17 protein-coding genes are annotated in these 19,046 nt (G+C 62.0%); all 17 read left to right on the forward strand.

Annotated features, from left to right (window positions below; translation table 11 throughout):
- Nucleotides 1–12 precede the first annotated feature (12 nt).
- The 17 genes from CQ020_RS04985 to CQ020_RS05065 all read left to right on the forward strand — a co-directional run bounded on the left by CQ020_RS04985 (nt 13) and on the right by CQ020_RS05065 (nt 19,001).
- Complete coding sequence (locus CQ020_RS04985) at nt 13–1,809, forward strand: penicillin-binding protein 2 (protein ID WP_105690830.1); 1,797 nt, start codon at nt 13–15, stop codon at nt 1,807–1,809.
- A 102-nt stretch (nt 1,810–1,911) separates the two neighbouring features.
- Complete coding sequence (locus tag CQ020_RS04990) at nt 1,912–3,558, forward strand: UDP-N-acetylmuramoyl-L-alanyl-D-glutamate--2,6-diaminopimelate ligase (RefSeq protein ID WP_105690831.1); 1,647 nt, start codon at nt 1,912–1,914, stop codon at nt 3,556–3,558.
- Nucleotides 3,559–3,564: 6 nt separating this feature from the next.
- Nucleotides 3,565–5,055 (forward strand): UDP-N-acetylmuramoyl-tripeptide--D-alanyl-D-alanine ligase, encoded by a 1,491-nt coding sequence (gene murF, locus CQ020_RS04995; protein WP_105690832.1) that lies wholly within the window; start codon nt 3,565–3,567, stop codon nt 5,053–5,055.
- Nucleotides 5,052–6,161: a phospho-N-acetylmuramoyl-pentapeptide-transferase gene (mraY, locus tag CQ020_RS05000; protein WP_024820469.1), complete on the forward strand. Its 1,110-nt coding sequence runs from the start codon at nt 5,052–5,054 to the stop codon at nt 6,159–6,161. The genes murF and mraY overlap by 4 nt, the downstream gene beginning before the upstream one ends.
- Nucleotides 6,143–7,732, forward strand: coding sequence for a UDP-N-acetylmuramoyl-L-alanine--D-glutamate ligase (gene murD, locus CQ020_RS05005; RefSeq protein WP_105690833.1), 1,590 nt, complete (start codon nt 6,143–6,145; stop codon nt 7,730–7,732). The genes mraY and murD overlap by 19 nt, the downstream gene beginning before the upstream one ends.
- A 2-nt stretch (nt 7,733–7,734) precedes the next feature.
- Nucleotides 7,735–9,036 carry a putative lipid II flippase FtsW gene (ftsW, locus tag CQ020_RS05010; RefSeq protein WP_105690834.1) on the forward strand — a complete coding sequence of 434 codons (1,302 nt, stop codon included), beginning with the start codon at nt 7,735–7,737 and terminating at the stop codon, nt 9,034–9,036.
- 6 nt (nt 9,037–9,042) lie between these two features.
- Complete coding sequence (gene murG, locus CQ020_RS05015; RefSeq protein WP_105690835.1) at nt 9,043–10,161, forward strand: undecaprenyldiphospho-muramoylpentapeptide beta-N-acetylglucosaminyltransferase; 1,119 nt, start codon at nt 9,043–9,045, stop codon at nt 10,159–10,161.
- Entirely contained in the window at nt 10,158–11,528 is a 1,371-nt protein-coding gene (gene murC, locus CQ020_RS05020) for a UDP-N-acetylmuramate--L-alanine ligase (protein ID WP_105690836.1), read from the forward strand. Before murG ends, murC begins: the two co-directional genes overlap by 4 nt.
- Nucleotides 11,521–12,492: a cell division protein FtsQ/DivIB gene (locus CQ020_RS05025; protein ID WP_105691063.1), complete on the forward strand. Its 972-nt coding sequence runs from the start codon at nt 11,521–11,523 to the stop codon at nt 12,490–12,492. Before murC ends, CQ020_RS05025 begins: the two co-directional genes overlap by 8 nt.
- A 216-nt stretch (nt 12,493–12,708) precedes the next feature.
- Nucleotides 12,709–13,929: a cell division protein FtsZ gene (gene ftsZ / locus CQ020_RS05030; RefSeq protein ID WP_024820475.1), complete on the forward strand. Its 1,221-nt coding sequence runs from the start codon at nt 12,709–12,711 to the stop codon at nt 13,927–13,929.
- Nucleotides 13,930–13,954: 25 nt separating this feature from the next.
- Complete coding sequence (locus CQ020_RS05035; protein ID WP_105690837.1) at nt 13,955–14,728, forward strand: polyphenol oxidase family protein; 774 nt, start codon at nt 13,955–13,957, stop codon at nt 14,726–14,728.
- Nucleotides 14,721–15,479, forward strand: coding sequence for a YggS family pyridoxal phosphate-dependent enzyme (locus tag CQ020_RS05040; protein ID WP_105690838.1), 759 nt, complete (start codon nt 14,721–14,723; stop codon nt 15,477–15,479). The genes CQ020_RS05035 and CQ020_RS05040 overlap by 8 nt, the downstream gene beginning before the upstream one ends.
- An 85-nt stretch (nt 15,480–15,564) precedes the next feature.
- Complete coding sequence (locus CQ020_RS05045) at nt 15,565–16,101, forward strand: cell division protein SepF (protein WP_062067920.1); 537 nt, start codon at nt 15,565–15,567, stop codon at nt 16,099–16,101.
- 106 nt (nt 16,102–16,207) lie between these two features.
- Nucleotides 16,208–16,495, forward strand: a complete 288-nt coding sequence (locus CQ020_RS05050) for a YggT family protein (protein WP_105690839.1) — start codon at nt 16,208–16,210, stop codon at nt 16,493–16,495.
- 156 nt (nt 16,496–16,651) lie between these two features.
- Nucleotides 16,652–17,350 carry a DivIVA domain-containing protein gene (locus tag CQ020_RS05055; RefSeq protein WP_024820480.1) on the forward strand — a complete coding sequence of 233 codons (699 nt, stop codon included), beginning with the start codon at nt 16,652–16,654 and terminating at the stop codon, nt 17,348–17,350.
- 114 nt (nt 17,351–17,464) lie between these two features.
- The gene (gene lspA, locus CQ020_RS05060; RefSeq protein WP_105690840.1) at nt 17,465–18,082 is read left to right on the forward strand and encodes a signal peptidase II; all 618 of its coding nucleotides are present in this window, start codon (nt 17,465–17,467) and stop codon (nt 18,080–18,082) included.
- The gene (locus CQ020_RS05065; protein ID WP_105690841.1) at nt 18,075–19,001 is read left to right on the forward strand and encodes an RluA family pseudouridine synthase; all 927 of its coding nucleotides are present in this window, start codon (nt 18,075–18,077) and stop codon (nt 18,999–19,001) included. Before lspA ends, CQ020_RS05065 begins: the two co-directional genes overlap by 8 nt.
- Nucleotides 19,002–19,046: the final 45 nt, after the last annotated feature.

Genomic DNA, 19,046 nt, shown 5'->3' on the forward strand with positions numbered 1-19,046 from the left:
CAAGGAATCAACGTGGCAAAGAACCCCGGCACATCGACAAAAACGAAGACGCCGGCGGCAAGAAAGCGGTTGCGCGTTGGCCTTGGCATCATGCTGACCCTGCTTCTTGTGGTGGGCGGCAAACTCTTCATGGTCCAGGGCCTGGATATGGGCGGGATGGCTGAAGCCGCCCTGGCGAGCCGGCTGACGCCGCAAATACTCCCTGCTGAGCGGGGACAGATTGTGGATGCCAATGGCACAGTGCTGGCCAGCAGTGTGATCCGCTACAACATTGTGGTGGACCAGACCGTCAATACCGGCACGGAAACTTTCCACCGTTTCAATGAAAAGACGGAGAAGCTGGACGAGATCACCCGTGATCAGGGGATTGCCGACCTCGCCGGGCTTCTGGGCGCGGATGAAAGCACCATCCGCGAATCGTTGACCGGAGAGAAACAGTACTTTGTGGTGGCAAAGGACGTGAAGCCGGAGCTGGAAGACCGGATTTCCAAGCTCTATATCCCCGGCCTTAGCGCCGAAGGTGTCAGCAAGCGCGTTTATCCCAACGGCAGCGTTGCCGGCGGCGTGGTGGGCTTCCTCAAGGACGGAACCAACGGCCAAGCCGGCATCGAACAAACCCAGGACGAGATTCTTCGTGGTGTTGAAGGTAAGCGTGTCTTCGAGATCGGTGCTGATGGCCTGAGGATTCCGGTGGCCACGGATGAACTCACCCCGGCCGTTGATGGCAGCGACGTCAAGCTGACCCTGAACACGGACATTCAGTATTTTGCCCAGCAGGCCATCCAGAGCCAAGTCAACAAGATGAACGCCGAGTGGGGTTCGATCGTTGTGATGGACATCAAAACGGGCAATCTCATTGCCTTGGCTGACACCAATTCACCGGACCCCAATGACCCCGGGAAAGTTGATGCCAAGGATCGCGGCGTCAGGTCCGTGACGGCAGCCTACGAACCCGGTTCAGTGCAGAAGATGATTACTGCTGCAGCCGTGATCGAAGAAGGGAAGTCCTTTCCCCTGGATCACTTCACGATCCCCGCGGCCTACACCATTGATGGGCAGACGTTCACCGACGCGTTCGAGCACGGAACCGAAGAACGTACCCTTGCCGGAATTCTTGGGTGGTCCATGAACACCGGAACGGTGATGGCGGGCAGCAGGCTCACCAAGGAACAACGGTACGACTGGCTGAAGAAATTCGGCATCGGCGAGCAGACGGACATCGGCCTGCCCGCGGAAGCCACCGGCATACTGGCTAAGCCCGAGCAGTGGGACGACCGCCAGCAGTACACGGTTCTTTTCGGGCAAGGCGTTTCCCAATCCACGCTCCAGACCGTGCGCGCGTTTCAAAGCATCGCCAATGATGGTGTGATGCTGCAGCCCAGGCTCATTGACGGCTATATCACCCCGGAAGGCGAGGAACAAAAGGTTCCCGCCAAGGACTCACGTCAGGTGGTTTCCAAGGAAACTGCCCAGCAAGTCCGGGACATCCTGGAAAGCGCCGTTACCGAGGGGCAGATCAAGGATGCGGCCATAGACGGCTACCGGGTGGGGGCCAAGACGGGAACGTCCCAGGCGCCCCGCGAGGACGGGCTGCCCGGGTTCGACGGTTTCACGGCCTCCATGGTGGGCATGGCACCCATGGATGACCCCAGGTTCATCGTGGAGGTGGTCCTCCAGCGCCCCAAGGGAAACATCTATGGCGTCACCAACGGTCCCGTGTTCCGATCGGTGATGTCACAGGTCCTGCGGACCTACAACGTGGCGCCGTCCACCGGGACGCCCGCGCGGTTGCCGCAGTTCGTCAAGTAAGCTTCTTGGGCGTCTGTTTCGGCCAAATATCGATCCACCACTAACGGCCCGGGCGCCGCTGGCCCCCAGCCGGTCGTTCCACGAGCACCAACGGAGAACCACGTGTCAGAGCACAATGAGGCAGCTACCAACGCCACGACGCCGGACGCCGGCCAGACCGGCTTTCGTCCCGCATCCGTGGCTGCAGTGCCGTTGGCCACCATCGCGGAAACACTCGGTGTTGCCGTTCCTGATTCCAGTCAGGACGGGGGAGTGACCGGCATTACCCTCAATTCGAGGGCCGTCGAAGCCGGGGACCTTTATATGGCCCTGCCGGGCGCCTCCCGTCATGGTGCGGACTTCGTTCCGCAGGCAATCGAGGCAGGGGCGGTTGCCGTCGTCACGGACGACGCCGGGGCGCGCCAACTGGCTCTGGCAGGTGAGCAGCCAGTACCGGTACTCATCGTTGCCGAGCCGCGAACCGCCGTCGGACGCTTGGCTGCCCTGATCTATCGCAGCCAGCCTGCCGATGGCGGGTTCCCCACGCTGTACGGCGTCACAGGCACCAACGGCAAGACCACCACTACCTATTTCATCAACTCCTTGCTGAGTGCTTTGGGTAAGAAGCCTGGCTTGATCGGGACCATCGAGATCCTTGCCGGCGGGAAGCCGATCCCCAGTCTCCTCACGACGCCGGAATCCACGGATGTCCATGCGTTGCTGGCCCTGATGCGCGAACGGGAATTGGATGCAGCCTCCATGGAAGTCTCATCCCACGCCATCTCGTTCCACCGCGTGGACGGAGTGATGTTCGACGTCGCCGGATTCACCAATCTGACCCAGGACCACCTGGACCTGCATGGCAGCATGGACGAGTACTTCCGGACCAAGGCTGAACTCTTCACTGCCGGAAGGGCCAGGCACGCCGTGGTCACGGTGGACGACGAGTGGGGCCGCAAGCTGGCCGGTACGGCCGACATCCCTGTCACCACCCTCGCAACCAAGCCCCTGGATGCAGGCAGCCCGGATGCCGACTGGAGGGTTGCGTCCACCACGGCGCGTGGACTGGGCACGGAATTCGAGCTCAGGCACGCCGACGGACGGACCCTGCGCGTCCACACCGGCCTGCCTGGCGGGTTCAACGTGGCCAACGCAGCCCTGGCCACTCTCATGGTCCTGGCATCCGGGGTTGACGACATGACGCTCCAGGCTGCCTTGGATACGCACGACCCCTTCACTGTGGCAGTTCCCGGACGCATGCAGCTCGTTTCGGCAGAGCCCGCCTCGGTTGTTGATTTTGCCCACAATCCCGACGCTTTGTCGCGTGCCCTGGAAGCCGTTCGCTCTCCCAAAGAGGGGTCCCGCGTCATCGTGGTCTTCGGGGCAACGGGTCAGCGCGACCAAGGCAAGCGCCCCACCATGGGTGCAATCGCTGCCCGCCTGGCCGACGTCGTGATCATCAGCGATGACGATCCCCACGACGAGGACGCAGCAGCAATCCGGGCCGAGGTCCTCCAGGGCGCCTACGATGCCCGGGATTTTGAGAAATTGAACAGCGAAATTATTGAGTCCTACCCCAGGGATGCCGCCATCAGGCTGGCCGTCGACATGGCCACCAGCGATGACACCATCCTCATTGCCGGGCGTGGCCACGAGGTGTGGCAAGAGGTCAAGGGCGTGAATCTTGCACTGGACGACAGAGTGGAGTTGCGGGCCGCCTTGACATCCAAGGGATTCAGCGTTTCAACGGACCAGCGGATAGAGTCCTAAACCGAGATGATTGCACTTACTGCGGCGGAGATCGCCGACATCACCCATGGCCGATTGACCGGAGATCCGGACGTCGTGCCCACTTCCGTCGTCACTGATTCCCGGGAAGCGAAGCCCGGATCGTTGTATGTGGCCAAACCCGGCGAGCACGCCGATGGACATGACTTCGTCGATGCCGCTTTCGAACGCGGTGCCGTTCTGGTTCTCGCCGAACGTGAAGTGACCGACGCCGACGGCCGCCCGTATCCCGCCGTCGTGGTTGAGGACGCGGTCCTGGCCATGGGGGCGCTGGCCGCGGAGTCCGTGAGCCGCATCCGTGCTGAGCGTAAGAGCCGTGGCGAGGAATTTACCGTCATTGGCATTACCGGTTCTGCGGGGAAAACCACCACCAAGGACCTCCTTGCCGGTGTGCTGTCCACCGCTGGCGCCACTGTGGCACCCCAGGGCTCCTACAATGGCGAGGTGGGCGTCCCGCTGACGGTCTTTGCCGCCGACGCCGGCACCCGCTTCCTGGTGATCGAGATGGGCGCCACGGGCCTGGGCCACATCAAGTACTTGGCTGAGATGGTCAAGCCGGATATCGGCGTGGTCCTCGTGGTTGGCACTGCCCACGCCGGTGAATTCGGTGGTGTGGAGAACATCGCCAAGACCAAAGGCGAACTGGTGGAAGCCTTGAGCGAGCACGGTACGGCCGTGATCAACCTCGATGATGGCCGGGTTGCCGCCATGCGCACCCGGACCAAGGCCAAGGTGTTGGGGTTCACGGCCTCGCCGGCCACCACTGAAGAGGTGGAGGCACGCAACGTTGTGGTCAACGGGCAAGGATTTCCTGATTTTGATCTGGTCCTGCCCGACGGCGGCCCGTCCGTTGAGGTGCGCAGCCGCCTGATCGGTGGCCACCACGTCACCAATCTGTTGGCAGCAGCCGCCGCAGCGTTCGCCGCAGGCATCCCGGCCGCAGACATTGCGTCCTCGCTCAGCTCCCAGTCCGCAGCCAGCCGCTGGCGGATGGAGCGGACTGAACGTGAAGACGGCGTCACCATCATCAACGACGCTTACAACGCCAACCCCGAATCCATGCGGGCTGCCTTGCGTACGCTGGCCGATCTGGGACAAGGCAGAAGGACCTGGGCCGTTCTGGGAGCCATGCTTGAGCTGGGCGAAGACTCCATCCGTGAACACACCGCAGTGGGCACCCAGGTGGTGCGCCTGAACATTTCCAGGCTGGTGGTGGTGGGACGCGCAGCCCGTGCGCTCTACGTCTCAGCCATCCAGGAAGGGTCCTGGGGTGACGAGTGTTCCTTCACCGAGACTGTGGAAGAAGCCTACGAGCTGCTTCAAAATGAACTGGAACCCGGAGACCTGGTGCTCTTCAAGTCCTCCAACGGTGTGGGCCTGCGGCATTTGGGTGATCGGATAGCATTACCTCCACGGGCCGAGCCCACCGGAGAAAACGCGGATGAAGCTGCCGCAAGCGAAGGGAACGAGCTGCTGTGATTGCACTTTTGATCGGCGCCGGCGTCGCCCTGCTGGTGGCCCTGATCGGGACACCGCTGTTTATTAAGTTCCTTGTGGCCAAGAGCTACGGACAATTTATCCGGGACGACGGACCCACGTCGCACCACACCAAGCGCGGCACGCCCACCATGGGCGGAACCGTGGTGGTGGCTGCCGTGCTGATCAGTTATTTCGTGACACACCTGATCATGTGGATGATGAATCCGGCCTCGGCCGGCCCGTCGGCATCCGGGCTCCTGCTGCTCTTCCTCATGGTGGGTATGGGTTTTGTTGGTTTCCTTGATGACTTCATCAAGATCTCCAACAAACGCAGCCTTGGCCTGAACGCACGCGCCAAGCTGATCCTGCAGGCGGCCGTGGGCATCATCTTCGCGGTGCTGGTCCTTCAGTTCCCCAATGAGGATGGCCTGCGCCCCGCATCGACCCAAATCTCCCTGGTCCGGGACATCCCGTGGCTGGACCTCGCTTTCGGCGGCACAGTAGTGGGCGCCATCTTGTTCGTGCTCTGGTCAAACTTGATCATCACCGCGGCCACCAACGGCGTGAACCTGACCGACGGCCTTGATGGGTTGGCTGCCGGAGCGTCCATCATGGTCTTCGGCGCCTATACCATCATGGGAATCTGGCAGAGCAACCAGGCCTGCGGGTCACCCCGGGAAGCCGGCAGTGGGTGCTATCAGGTCCGCGACCCCATGGACCTCGCCATGCTGGCCGCGATACTCAGTGCGGCCCTGGTGGGATTCCTCTGGTGGAATACCTCACCTGCCAAGATCTTCATGGGTGACACCGGTTCCTTGGCCATTGGCGGTGCCGTTGCGGCGTTCGCCATCCTGTCACGTACCGAACTCCTGCTGGCGTTCATTGGTGGTCTCTTTGTACTCATCACCCTGTCCGTCATCATTCAAGTGGGCTTCTTCAAACTCAGTGGCGGAAAGCGTGTCTTCAAGATGGCCCCGCTGCAACACCACTTTGAATTGAAGGGCTGGGCGGAAGTCACGGTTGTGGTCCGGTTCTGGATTCTCGCCGGGCTCTTCGTGGCTGCAGGCCTTGGGATTTTCTATGCTGAATGGGTGGTGCTGCTGTGAACGATAGCCCGGAGATGACGCCGTCCAACGCTGACAGGCTTCACACGCTCACCAGCTGGGATGCTGACTGGGCCGGTCTGCGCGTTGTGGTGACCGGCATAGGTGTGTCCGGCTTCGCGGCTGCAGACACCCTCATTGAACTCGGTGCAAAGGTGGTGGTGGTTGACGCCGCCACCAGCACCAAGGCCAACGCCCAGGCCGACACCCTCAAGATTGTTGGTGCCGTGGATGTGCTGCTGGGGGAGGACGCCGTGAAGGCCCTCCCGTTGATCGAGGATACTTTGCCGGACCTCGTGGTGACGTCGCCCGGGTGGCGCCCCGACCAAGCGCTGCTTGCCGCTGCGAAGCGTCAGCACATCCCCGTTTGGGGCGACGTTGAGCTCGCGTGGCGGCTTAGGGAGAGGGCCGGGCACAAGACCGCGGACTGGCTGACGATTACCGGGACCAACGGCAAGACCACCACGGTGGGCATGGCTGAATCCATGCTGCAGGCAGCCGGGCTCAAAGCGATCGCCGTGGGTAACGTCGGCACCCCAATTCTTGACGCTCTCCGGGACCCGGTGGACTACGATGCCTTCGCTGTTGAGCTCTCCAGCTTCCAGCTGCATTGGAGTCACTCTCTGTCTCCGGTGGCGAGTGTCTGCCTGAACGTTGCCGAGGACCATGTTGACTGGCATGGCTCCTACGCCTCCTACCTCGCGGACAAAGCCAAGGTGTATGAGAACACCCAAAAGGCTGCGATCTACAACGCCGAACAGATCGAAACCGAACGAATGGTGGAGAACGCCGACGTCATTGAGGGGTGCCGGGCCATCGGCTTCACCACCAACACGCCTGCCATCAGCATGGTGGGTGTGGTGGATGGTCTGCTTGTTGACCGCGCGTTCATTGCCGAGCGTAAAGACTCCGCGGCCGAACTGGCCGCCATGTCCGATCTTGGTCCTGTTGCACCCCGCCATATGGTAGCCAACGCCCTCGCGGCAGCGGCCCTGGTCCGTGCCTACGGAGTTGATGCGGCAGCCGTGAAACAGGGCATTGCCAACTACCTGCCAGGTGCGCACCGCATCCAGCTGGTGGCCAACAGCAATGACGTCTTGTGGATCAACGACTCGAAGGCAACCAACCCGCACGCCGCCTCCGCCGCCCTGTCGGCTTTTCAGCGCGTGGTGTGGATTGCCGGTGGCCTGTCCAAGGGTGTCAACTACGACGACCTCGTCAAAGAGCACGCGCCCAGGCTCAAAGCCGTGGTGCTCATTGGTACTGACACCGAGGCATTGGAAGGGGCCCTCCAGCGACACGCACCCGATGTCCCCGTTATCACGCCCTCCAAGGGCGACACTGATGGAGTGCAGACCGCAGCCGGAGACGCCGCTTCGCCAATCTACGGTGAGACCATCATGGCCCGGGCCGTGGCATCGGCGGCCGGAGTGGCAACGCCCGGCGATACCGTGCTGATGGCACCGGCGGCTGCATCCATGGATCAGTTCTCTTCCTACGCTCACCGTGGCGACGCTTTCGTCCTGGCAGTTCGCGAGCTTGTGGAAGGGCAGGCACCGACCACCGAGGAGTAACAATGGTCAGCACGCCCACCCGCACCCGCGGCAAAGAACCCCGGGACGGGAAGTCCAAGGCCGCATCTGTTGACGGCAGCCGCCCCAAAGGGCTCCGCGGACACCTGCGCGGCTTTTGGGAGAGCCTCGAAGGCAAAAGCAAAGCACCCAACAGCTCCACGTACTACCTGATTCTCGGCTGCGCCCTGGCGTTGACGGCCATCGGGATCATGATGGTGTTGTCCGCCTCAAGTGTCGAAGCTATTTCCGAGGGCAAGTCGCCGTACGCTGATGCCCTCAAGCAGGCGCTCTTCGGTGTTGTTGGGCTCATTGCCATGTACGTCATTTCACGGACCAACGTGAACTGGATGAAGAAACTGTCCTGGTGGGCGCTCGGCGCCGTGATTGTTCTTCTGGCCTTGGTCCAGGTCATGGGCAACACCGTCAACGGCAACAAGAACTGGATCGACCTCGGAGGTATCACTCTCCAGCCTTCGGAGATGGCCAAACTGATCCTCTGCGTGTGGATCGCTGCCGTTCTGGCGCGGAAGCAGAAACTGCTTCACCGTTGGATGCACGTCATCATTCCCGTGGTTCCCGGTGCAGGGCTCGTCATTGCCTTGGTGATGTTGGGCAACGACCTCGGAACAGTCATCGTCATCGCGGCGATCACCGCTGCCGGACTATATTTCGCCGGTGTTCCCGGCCGTATGCTGGCAATTGCCGGCGCGGTAGGTGCGCTCGGCGCTGTCCTGGGCACCATCAGCAGCCAAAACCGGATCTGCCGCATTACCTCGTGGCTGGGGACAGCCTCCACGCAGTGCACCGAGCAGTTCGACTTCGATTTCCAATCCACCAATGGCATGTACGGCCTGGCGCAAGGGAGCTGGACCGGATTGGGCCTGGGTCAAAGCCGGCAGAAATACAACTGGCTGCCGGAGGCACACAACGACTTTATCTTTGCCATTATTGGCGAGGAACTCGGCCTGGTGGGAACCATCGTGGTGCTCGTCCTGTTCGCCATTCTTGGCATCGCCATTTTCCGCGTAGTGGTGAGGCAGACCGACCCGTTCCAGCGCACCCTCGCCGGTGGCATCATGGTGTGGCTGCTCGGCCAAGCGAGCATGAATATGGCCGTGGTGACCCAGCTCCTTCCCGTGGTGGGCGTGCCTCTTCCTTTCATCTCCTATGGAGGCTCCGCGCTGATCATGTCACTCTGCGGTGTGGGCGTAGTGTTGTCTTTGGCCCGAGGCCAATTGCCGGCGCAACAGCGTTCAGGATTCTTCCCGCGCCTCATGTCCAAGACCGCACGAAAGCGTACCTAGCACTTCATGACTTCTGACTCCACCAACGTGCCCAAGCCCTTGTCCGTCGTCCTTGCCGGCGGCGGAACTGCCGGTCACGTCAGCCCGCTCTTGGCTATTGCCGATGCCATCAAGGACAGACGTCCGGACGCCGCCATCCTGGCTGTTGGGACGCCGTCGGGCATGGAAACCCGGCTCGTTCCTGCGGCCGGGTACGAGCTCGCCACCATCGACCGCGTTCCCTTTCCGCGGCGCCCGTCGGCGGACCTCGTTAAGCTGCCTGCCCGGTTGAGCGGCGCGGTGCGGCAGGCACGGCGCATCCTGGAGGAGTCCCGTGCCGATGTTTTGGTGGGTGTGGGTGGCTACGTCTGCACGCCCATGTACCTCGCTGCCCGGAAACTTCGGATTCCCATCGTTATCCACGAGGCCAACATGAAGGCCGGCCTGGCTAATCGTGTGGGTGCCAGGTTCACCAAGCATGTTGCCGTGGCATTTGCCGGGACCCGCTTGCGGGGCGCGCGCCATGTGGGCATGCCCATGCGCCGGGCCATCTCGCAATTGGACAGGACCGTAGCTGCGCCTGCGGCAAAGGCCTCCTTGGGGCTTGATGCCAACCGCCCGGCTTTGATCGTCACAGGCGGCTCCTCAGGGGCGCTGAGTATCAACCGTGCCATCACTGCTGCTCTCCCGGCACTGGCGGCTGCCGGTATTGAGACCCTTCACATCACAGGCAAGGGCAAAGCGGTCAAAGATGACGACGGCGGCCTTCTCGCCGCTGACGGCTACCGGCAGGTCGAGTACGTGGACGGTATGGAGAACGTCTATGCCGCTGCCGACGTCATCCTCGCCCGTGCCGGAGCCGGAACTGTCAGCGAAGTAGCTGCGGTGGGACTTCCAGCTGTATTTGTGCCCTTGCCCATTGGAAATGGCGAGCAGGCGCTGAACGCGGCCCCCTTGGTTGACGCGGGCGGCGCGCTGATGATCAGTGACGAAGACCTCAGCCCGGAATGGCTCCGGAGCGAATTGATTCCGTTGCTGACAGACCCCAGCAGGCTCAACCGCATGGCCCGGAAATCGGAAGCCCTTGGTATCAGAAACGCCGATCAGCGCATGGCTGATCTTGTCTTGGAAGCGGTATCCGCATGACCAACAGCATCGCCCGGATTGAGTCCCTCGGACGCGTCCACTTCATCGGAATTGGCGGAGTGGGAATGTCCGCTGTCGCGCGCATCATGGTGTCGCGGGGCGTCCCGGTCAGTGGAACCGATATCAAGGACCTTCCGGTGATGCGGGACCTCTCCCTGGCAGGTGCGCGCATTGCAGTAGGCTACGACGCCGGAAACCTGGGCAATGCGCAGACGGTCGTCGCTGGTTCAGCCATCCGTGCCGACAACCCGGAGTTGGTTGCGGCGCGTGAGGCCGGGCTGCCCGTACTGCACCGCTCGGAAGCGCTGGCCGCCACGATGGCCGGCCACCGGGTTGTCACCGTAGCGGGTACCCACGGCAAGTCCACCACCACCTCCATGGTGGCTGTCCTGCTGAAGGAAGCCGGCCTGGATCCCTCCTTCGCCATTGGCGCCAATGTTCCGGCACTCGGCGTCAACGCGGCCCACGGAGGATCTGACATTTTCGTGGCAGAGGCCGATGAATCGGACGGATCATTCCTGAACTACCGTCCGTTGATTGCCGTGGTCACCAACGTCGAGGCCGATCACTTGGATCATTACGGGACGCCGGAAGCCGTCTTCGCTTCCTTTGATGCGTTCGCCGCGCTCCTGCCTGCCCATGGCGTTCTGCTGGCGTGTGCCGACGACGCCGGAGCCCGGTCCCTGGCAGAACGCACAGCGTCCACGGGAACAACCCGGGTGTTGACCTACGGAACTTCCCCAGACGCGGACGTCCAGCTCCACGACGGCGGTCCGGGCGACGTTTCGGTTGTTCTTGGCGGAGATGTCCACAAGCTTGAACTGCAGGTACCCGGACGGCACAACGCCTTGAACGCGGCAGCCGCGTTCGCCGTCGCCGTCGAACTCGGAGTGGAACCCGGCGCCGCGGCAGCTGCGCTGGGCCACTTCACGGGTGCGTCACGGCGATTTGAACTCAAAGGCCAGGGGAGGGGAGTGCGGGTCTATGACGACTACGCACACCATCCCACGGAGGTCCGCGCAGCTCTATCGGCAGCACGCTCCGTGGCCGCCGGCAACAAAGTGCACGTCCTCTTCCAGCCGCACCTGTTTTCGCGGACCCGTGAGTTCGCTCAGGAGTTCGCTGCCGCTTTGAATCTGGCGGACACAGCTTTGGTCCTGGATATCTATCCTGCCCGCGAGGATCCGATCCCCGGGGTAACAAGCACGCTGATTACGGATCACTTGGTGAAGGGCCGGCTCGTTTCAGCTGATGAAGCGGTGGACGCTGTGACAGCCGTGGCAAGCGAAGGCGACGTCGTCCTGACGGTCGGAGCCGGAGACGTCACTGCCTATGGGCCTCTCATCGTGGCGGCGTTGGATGGCTAGCACCCGCAAGCCCACCTTCAAACCCGGTACGAGCCGCCCAAGCAAGGCAGGCAGCCCCGGCGGTGACTCAGCGGAGGTCATCAGTGCTCAGCGCTCCGTTGAACCGGATACGAAGAACTCTGCGGGGAGGGCAGTCACGGACAATACGGCGGCCAGTGCCAAGCCCGTGGGGGGTGCCACGAAGGTGACCGGTGCCGCTAAGGCGACCGGTGCCGCTAAGGCCGGCAAGGAGTCCCCGGCCGGCAACGTCATAGCATTTCCCGAGCCCAAAAACCGCCGTCAGCGACGACTCGTTCTCTGGACGCTTTCAGTGGTGGCTGTGGTGGTGGGGGCCCTGATTGCAGGGGCCGTCTTTTCGCCGGCGTTGGCAGTCCGCACCATTACCGTGGACGGAACAGCGTTAGTCACCCCGGATGCCGTGAAGGGCGCACTTTCCGGCCTCGAAGGCAAGCCGTTACCGCAAGTCACCGAGCAGGAAATCAACGAGCTCCTGAAACCCCTCGTGCAGGTCCGTTCGGCCACCATGGAAGCGCGGCCGCCGTCTGAGTTGCTGGTGCACGTGGATGAGCGCGTCCCGGTGGCACTGCTCAAGCAGGGGGACAGCTACGTGATGGTGGATGTGGACGGCGTGCAACTCGGCGCAACACAGGATTTGGCTACTGTGGCACTACCCCTTATAGATGCTGGCGTGGGGACCACCAACACGGAGTTATTCAAGGCAATTGCTGCCGTTCTGGACACCCTGCCTGCAGATATCCTGGCCAGAATGTCTACTGCTTCTGCTGCATCACCCGACGCCGTTGAGCTGAAGCTGGTAGATGGAAAGACGGTAGTGTGGGGCAATGCCGAAGACAGGGAACTGAAGGCGAAGGCACTTGAAGCGCTACTGAGGATGCCGGCGGACCCCAAGGTCCCGGTCAGTGTCTACGATGTCAGTGTGCCAAGGCATCCCTTCACAAAATAGGCAGTATTGAGAACGTAACCTGCGGCCGGCGGTGGCCTTATTTCGCGGCAATCACACGACACGCGCAAGCGGAGATTGCATGTGGGAACCAGAGGAAATACCGTCGCAGTAGAGTTACTTGACATAACTATAACCTTCAACTAGAGGGTTAAGGTCCAAGAATTCAAGTTGGACTCGATCAGTTTCGCTATAGGACACAAGCAAGGGGCACGAAACGTGGCAGCACCGCAGAATTACTTGGCCGTCATCAAGGTCGTCGGCATCGGCGGCGGTGGCGTGAACGCAGTCAACCGTATGATCGAGGTCGGCCTTCGGGGCGTCGAGTTCATCGCCATCAACACCGACGCGCAGGCGCTGCTCATGAGCGACGCCGACGTCAAGCTCGACGTCGGGCGTGAGCTCACCCGCGGCCTCGGCGCCGGGGCTAACCCCGAGGTCGGCAAGCAGGCAGCAGAAGACCACGCCGACGAGATCGAAGAAGTTCTCCGCGGCGCTGACATGGTCTTCGTCACGGCAGGCGAGGGCGGTGGCACCGGAACCGGTGGCGCTCCCGTGGTCGCGCGCATCGCCCGCTCCCTGGGTGCGCTGACCATCGGCGTCGTGACCCGTCCGTTTACGTTCGAAGGCCGGCGCCGTGCAGGCTCTGCCGAGGCCGGCATTGACGCCCTCCGCGACGAAGTGGACACCTTGATCGTCATCCCCAACGATCGCCTCCTGTCCATCAGCGACCGCAACGTCTCCGTCCTTGACGCCTTCCGCTCAGCGGACCAGGTACTTCTGTCCGGCGTCCAGGGCATCACTGACCTCATTACCACTCCCGGTCTGATCAACCTGGACTTCGCTGACGTCAAGTCAGTCATGCAGGGTGCAGGATCGGCGCTGATGGGCATTGGTTCCGCCCGTGGTGAAGACCGCGCCGTCAAGGCCGCGGAACTCGCTATCGCCTCCCCGCTCCTGGAGGCTTCCATTGACGGTGCCCACGGTGTCCTGCTGTCCATCCAAGGCGGCTCTGATCTTGGTCTCTTCGAAATCAACGAGGCCGCGCGCCTTGTTCAGGAAGTGGCCCACCCGGAAGCGAACATCATCTTCGGCGCCGTCATTGACGACGCCTTGGGCGATGAAGCGCGCGTGACCGTTATCGCCGCAGGCTTTGACGACGTCAAGGCAACCTCGCCTTCCATGGATCAGTCCCGCCCGGCCCAGAACCCGGTGCCTTCGGAAAGGCCTGCTGCTCCGAGCAGTGCGCCGTCCAACGCTGCAGCCCCGCAGCACGCAACGGCAGGAATCGGTGCTGCAGGCCTGAGCAACTGGGGCCAGCAGCGCCCCTCGGCCCTGCCCGCAGACTCCGGCTTCGACGTCGACCTCCCCGCAGTGGTGGAGCCCGACCTCTCGGGCAGCCGCTCCGATGATCTCGATGTTCCTGACTTCTTGAAGTAAGCCACGTTCGGAGAGTCAGTACCAGGTGTTTTGGTGGCGAAATGAAGTACGGCCCGGCGTTTCTGTAGCCTTCACGGATACAGGCGCCGGGAACCTGGCTCTCCATGTGCAGGACGATCCCCTGGAAGTCATGGCTCGTCGCTCCCGGTTGGAACTGGCTGCTGGCCTGGATGGCGGCTCGGGTGCGCGGCGGTTCCAGTACATGGACCAAGTCCATGGAAATCACGTTGAGTTCATTGAAGCGTATGGTCCTGGACCAACGGCTGATGCCCTGGTAGCTGCTGCTCCTGCGTCGTCCGCGGCTTCCGGGCGCCTGGCAACCTCCCCGCGCCCCACCATGACCCCGCAAGCAGTTCAGCCTCTGGCCGTCATGGTGGCTGATTGTGTCCCGGTTCTGCTCGTTGGTACCGGCCCGGGTGACAGTCCCGTCCTGGCTGCTGCCCATGCCGGGCGTCCCGGTGTCGCTTCAGCGGTGGTACCTGCTACCGTCGCGGAAATGCGACGCCGGGGAGCTGTGGATATCAGCGCTTGGCTGGGGCCCTCCATTTGTGGGTCCTGCTATGAGGTCCCGGAACAGCTGCGTGCTGAAGTGGCAGCAAAGAATCCAGAGACCTGGTCTTCCACCTCGTGGGGAACGCCTGCCCTTGACTTGCCGGCGGGTGTCCGGGCCCAGCTGGCCGCGCTGGATGTCCCCGTGGAGTATTCGGGGGAATGCACCCTCGAGAACGACTCCCTTTTTTCCTACCGGCGGGATTCCCTGACCGGTCGATTCGCAGGTTTGGTGTGGACGCATGACTAGCTTTGAAGATGGCGACGAACAGCGGGAAGAGTCAACTGGCGACCCCCGCGCCGCTGAACTCGCTGACCGGCTGGGGTTGGTGCGGCAGCGGATTGAGTCGGCCGCCCGTGCTGCAGGTCGTAGTGATCTGCCCACACTGATGGTGGTGACCAAGTTCCATCCCGCGGATGATGTCCGCCGCCTGGCAGCCCTTGGCGTGAAGGACGTCGGTGAGAACCGTGACCAGGAAGCAGCCTCCAAAAGTGCTGAACTTTCAGGGATTGACGTCCGGTGGCATTTCATCGGCCAGCTTCAGAGCAATAAGGCGAAGTCCGTGGTCCGGTACGCCGCCTCGGTCCAGTCCGTTGATCGTCCGCAGCTTGTGGAGGCTTTGGCCAAAGCGGTCGCCCGGGAGAAGGATGCCACCGGCCGCGGTGATCTTGACTGCTTCATCCAGGTCAGCTTGGACCACGACGCCGGGGCGCACCGGGGTGGCGCCAGCCCCTCGGATGTTGAGCTGCTTGGCGAAAAGATAGCGTCGGCGGACGGACTCGTATTGTCCGGACTGATGGCTGTGGCACCGTTGGGGGTTGATCCGAATGCCGCGTTTGAGCGGCTGGCGGGGATTTCCGAGGCGCTCCGGGCACTGCATCCGGCCGCAGTGGGAATTTCTGCCGGAATGAGCCAGGACCTGGAAGCCGCGGTGAGGTTCGGGGCGACACACCTGAGAATTGGCTCCGATATTCTCGGTTCCCGTCCAGCCGTGGGGTAGCGTCAAAGTATTGGAATGACGGGCCGGGGTTCCAATATGTCAAGTCATGGCGGCCCGCCTACTGCAGAAACGATAGGAGTGCACCATGGCTGGCGCTCTGCGCAAGACAATGATCTATCTTGGGCTCGCCGACGGCGATGAACACTACGAATCTGAGCAGTCCGTCGCCACGCACCACGATGAAGAACGCCCCCAGGCACAGGAAAGGGAAGAGCGCCGTGCGCCTGCTCCCGTCCGGGAAGTTGTCCGTGAAATGCCCACTGTAGATGCCGAAGAGGAATACCGCGCACCCGTGACACCCATCAAGCGTGCGGCGTCCAGCCGCGAAGATGCCTCGGGCCTGAGGCAGATCACCACCGTTCACCCGCGTTCTTACAATGATGCCAAAGTCATCGGTGAGAGCTTCAGGGATGGCATTCCGGTCATCATGAATGTCACTGACATGGGCGAATCCGATGCCAAGCGGCTTGTGGACTTCTCGGCCGGCCTCGTGTTTGGCCTCCACGGCAGCATCGAGAGGGTGACCAACAAAGTCTTCCTGTTGTCGCCGTCGTACGTTGAGGTCATCGGGGATGACAAAAAGGCCAGCGAAACGCAGGCCAGCTTCTTCAACCAGAGCTGACAATAGTTTTTTGCGGATGCCAGGCGGGTCAACCCGCCTGGCATCTGTGTTGCAATAGTAAGGACCGATCGGCATTCCGGAACAAGTGGGAGATCTGAGCTAACTCGTGGGCATTGTTTTCGGCCTTATCTATATTGTGTTGTTGCTGTTCTTCATTGCCCTGATCATCCGACTCATCTTTGAATGGGTCCAGATGTTCGCCCGCCAGTGGCGGCCCAGGGGTGTGGCGTTGGTTACAGCCCATGTGGTCTACTCCGTTACTGATCCTCCGCTCAGCAGGCTCAGGAAGCTGATACCACCCCTTCAGTTGGGTGGAATATCCCTGGATTTGGGGTTCTTGATCCTGATTATTGCCGTGAGCATTGCCATGGCAGTGACGAGGAGCTTGGCGTAGCTGCTCCGCGGAACCGGGGCCACCGATGGTCCATAGGCCGCAAATTCTCCAAATCAACACGATGGTGTTGAATTGGAGGAACAAGATGATATTTAGGTACCGTAGTTTTGAACGGCCGGAAGGCCTACTGACTAACTAGACCAACGAGGTGACCAGATGGCTTTGACGCCAGAAGACGTTGTCAACAAGCGCTTTCAGCCGACCAAGTTCCGCGAAGGCTACGACCAGGACGAGGTTGATGACTTCCTCGACGAGATCGTGGTGGAACTTCGCCGCTTGAACCAGGAGAACGACGAACTTCGCAAGAAGCTCGGCGAAGCCGGCTCGGCCGTTCCCGCTGCAACTGCTGCGGCTCCGGTCGTCGAGAAGGTTCCGGCCCCGGTCAAGGTTGACAAGGAAGCTGAGGCGAAGGCTGAAGCCGAAGCCAAGGCCGCAGATGCAGCCAAGAAGAAGGAAGCCGAGCAGGCTGCAGCCGCTGCTGCAGCGCCCAAGGCTCCCGCTGCAAGCAACAGCGTCACCCCGTCCGCTGAGTCCGCTGCGGGCCTGCTGGCCATGGCGCAGCAGATGCACGACAAGCACGTTTCCGACGGCGCACAGCAGAAGGAAAAGATCATTGCCGAGGCTCAGATCGAGGCTTCCAGCCTCGTCAACGACGCCCAGGAGAAGTCCCGCAAGATCCTTGGTGCCCTTGAGCAGCAGCGCTCCGTTCTCGAGCGGAAGGTTGAGCAGCTCCGAGGCTTCGAGCGTGACTACCGTTCACGCCTGAAGGCTTACATCGAAGGTCAGCTCCGCGACCTCGACGCCCGTGGTTCCGTCGCTGCCCCTGAGGTTGGCGAAGCAACCGCTGACGTTTAGCAAGTATTCTGAAAGCCGGTGGCTGAGGACTCCTCGGCCACCGGCTTTCGCTGTTAAAGACTGACAGCGGTTAAAAGCTGACTGCAGCCCGCACGCTTCCCGAATGAAAGCACTATGACCGACGACTTCACCGCTGACGCCACAGAGCCGACGCCTGCCGAGCGCCGTAAGTGGCGTCCTGCCATGCTCTGGCTCTTCGCCGGCTTCGCCGTGTTCGCTTATGTTTTTGACCAGCTCACCAAACTCTGGGTGACCAGCACCATGACGGAGGGGGAGCGCATTCCGGTGCTGCCGCCTTTACTGCATTGGTACTACATCCGTAACTCGGGAGCTGCGTTTTCCATCGGGGAGAATGTGACGTGGATCTTCACGATCGTCATGGCAGCCGTCTCCGTGGCGATTCTTTTTCAGCTGCGGAAGTTGGGCTCGGCCTGGTGGTCACTTTCCCTTGGGCTGCTTTTTGGCGGCGCACTCGGCAACCTGACCGACCGTTTGTTCCGTGAGCCGTCCTTCGCCATGGGCCATGTGGTGGATTTCATTCAGTTGCCGAACTTCGCCATTTTCAACATCGCAGACTCCGCGGTGGTGTCCGGCGTCGTCATTATCTGTCTTCTGACCCTGAGGGGAGTGGGCATGGATGGAACGCGTCACGTGGCCGGCCCCAAAGCAGCCAAAGATGCCAAACCTGCCGAACCTGCCAGTGGCACCACCGGGGAGCCCACCGGTGAGTAAATCCGTGGTGATTCCCGAAGAGCTGGCCGGGGTCCGTGTTGACGCCGGTTTGGCACTGCTCCTGGACATTTCCCGGTCCGCCGCGGCCCTGCTGATTTCAGAGGGAAACGTCACCATCGACGGTGTTGCGCTGGGTAAATCGGCCAAGCTCGTCGCTGGCGCATTGCTTGAAGTCACGGTTCCTGAGCGGCCGGATCCCCTGGAAATCGTGGAGGAAGTTGTGGAAGGCCTGAAGATCCTGCTGGATGACGAGGATTTCGTTGTCATCGACAAACCCGTGGGGGTCGCAGCCCACCCTTCACCCGGCTGGGTTGGGCCCACAGTAGTGGGTGGCTTAGCCGGTGCCGGATACAGGATTTCCACGTCAGGGGCGCCAGAGCGTGCTGGGATCGTTCACAGGCTTGATGTGGGGACGTCCGGTGTCATGGTGGTGGCCAAGACCGAGCACGCCTACACGGTGTTGAAGAAGGCGTTCAAAGAACGCACTGTGGACAAGGTCTATCACGCAGTTGTTCAGGGTTTGCCCGATCCCCTCCAAGGGACCATTGATGCCCCGATTGGACGCCATCCGGGCCACGATTGGCGGTTCGCTGTCATCGAGGACGGTCGGCCCTCAGTGACCCACTACGAGGTCATGGAAGCATTCGGCAAGGCAACACTGGTGGAAGTGCATCTGGAGACCGGACGCACCCACCAGATCCGCGTCCACTTCTCAGCATTGCGGCACCCCTGTGCTGGAGATCTCACGTATGGCGCGGATCCGCGTCTCGCAGCGACCCTGGGGCTCACCCGCCAGTGGCTGCACGCCCGCCAGCTTGGTTTTACCCACCCCCGCACGGGCGAGTGGGTGGAAGTCAGCAGCGAATACCCCGCAGATCTCCAATACGCGTTGGATTTGCTCGCTACCGGTTCCGCCTAGGACAACCTCGCCGCCCGGGTCCGAATTCTGTCTGACCCGGGACGG

This window comes from Arthrobacter sp. MYb23 (assembly GCF_002979775.1).
Taxonomy (GTDB): domain Bacteria; phylum Actinomycetota; class Actinomycetes; order Actinomycetales; family Micrococcaceae; genus Arthrobacter.

Excerpts from the sequence above, each read along its gene's own strand:
- murC (WP_105690836.1), top strand. The coding sequence starts at position 10,158 with ATGACCAACAGCATCGCCCGGATTGAGTCCCTCGGACGCGTCCACTTC.
- ftsW (WP_105690834.1), top strand. The coding sequence starts at position 7,735 with ATGGTCAGCACGCCCACCCGCACCCGCGGCAAAGAACCCCGGGACGGG.
- CQ020_RS05040 (WP_105690838.1), top strand. The coding sequence starts at position 14,721 with ATGACTAGCTTTGAAGATGGCGACGAACAGCGGGAAGAGTCAACTGGC.
- murD (WP_105690833.1), top strand. The coding sequence starts at position 6,143 with ATGGGTGGTGCTGCTGTGAACGATAGCCCGGAGATGACGCCGTCCAAC.
- CQ020_RS05025 (WP_105691063.1), top strand. The coding sequence starts at position 11,521 with ATGGCTAGCACCCGCAAGCCCACCTTCAAACCCGGTACGAGCCGCCCA.
- murF (WP_105690832.1), top strand. The coding sequence starts at position 3,565 with ATGATTGCACTTACTGCGGCGGAGATCGCCGACATCACCCATGGCCGA.
- lspA (WP_105690840.1), top strand. The coding sequence starts at position 17,465 with ATGACCGACGACTTCACCGCTGACGCCACAGAGCCGACGCCTGCCGAG.
- CQ020_RS05055 (WP_024820480.1), top strand. The coding sequence starts at position 16,652 with ATGGCTTTGACGCCAGAAGACGTTGTCAACAAGCGCTTTCAGCCGACC.
- CQ020_RS05045 (WP_062067920.1), top strand. The coding sequence starts at position 15,565 with ATGGCTGGCGCTCTGCGCAAGACAATGATCTATCTTGGGCTCGCCGAC.
- murG (WP_105690835.1), top strand. The coding sequence starts at position 9,043 with ATGACTTCTGACTCCACCAACGTGCCCAAGCCCTTGTCCGTCGTCCTT.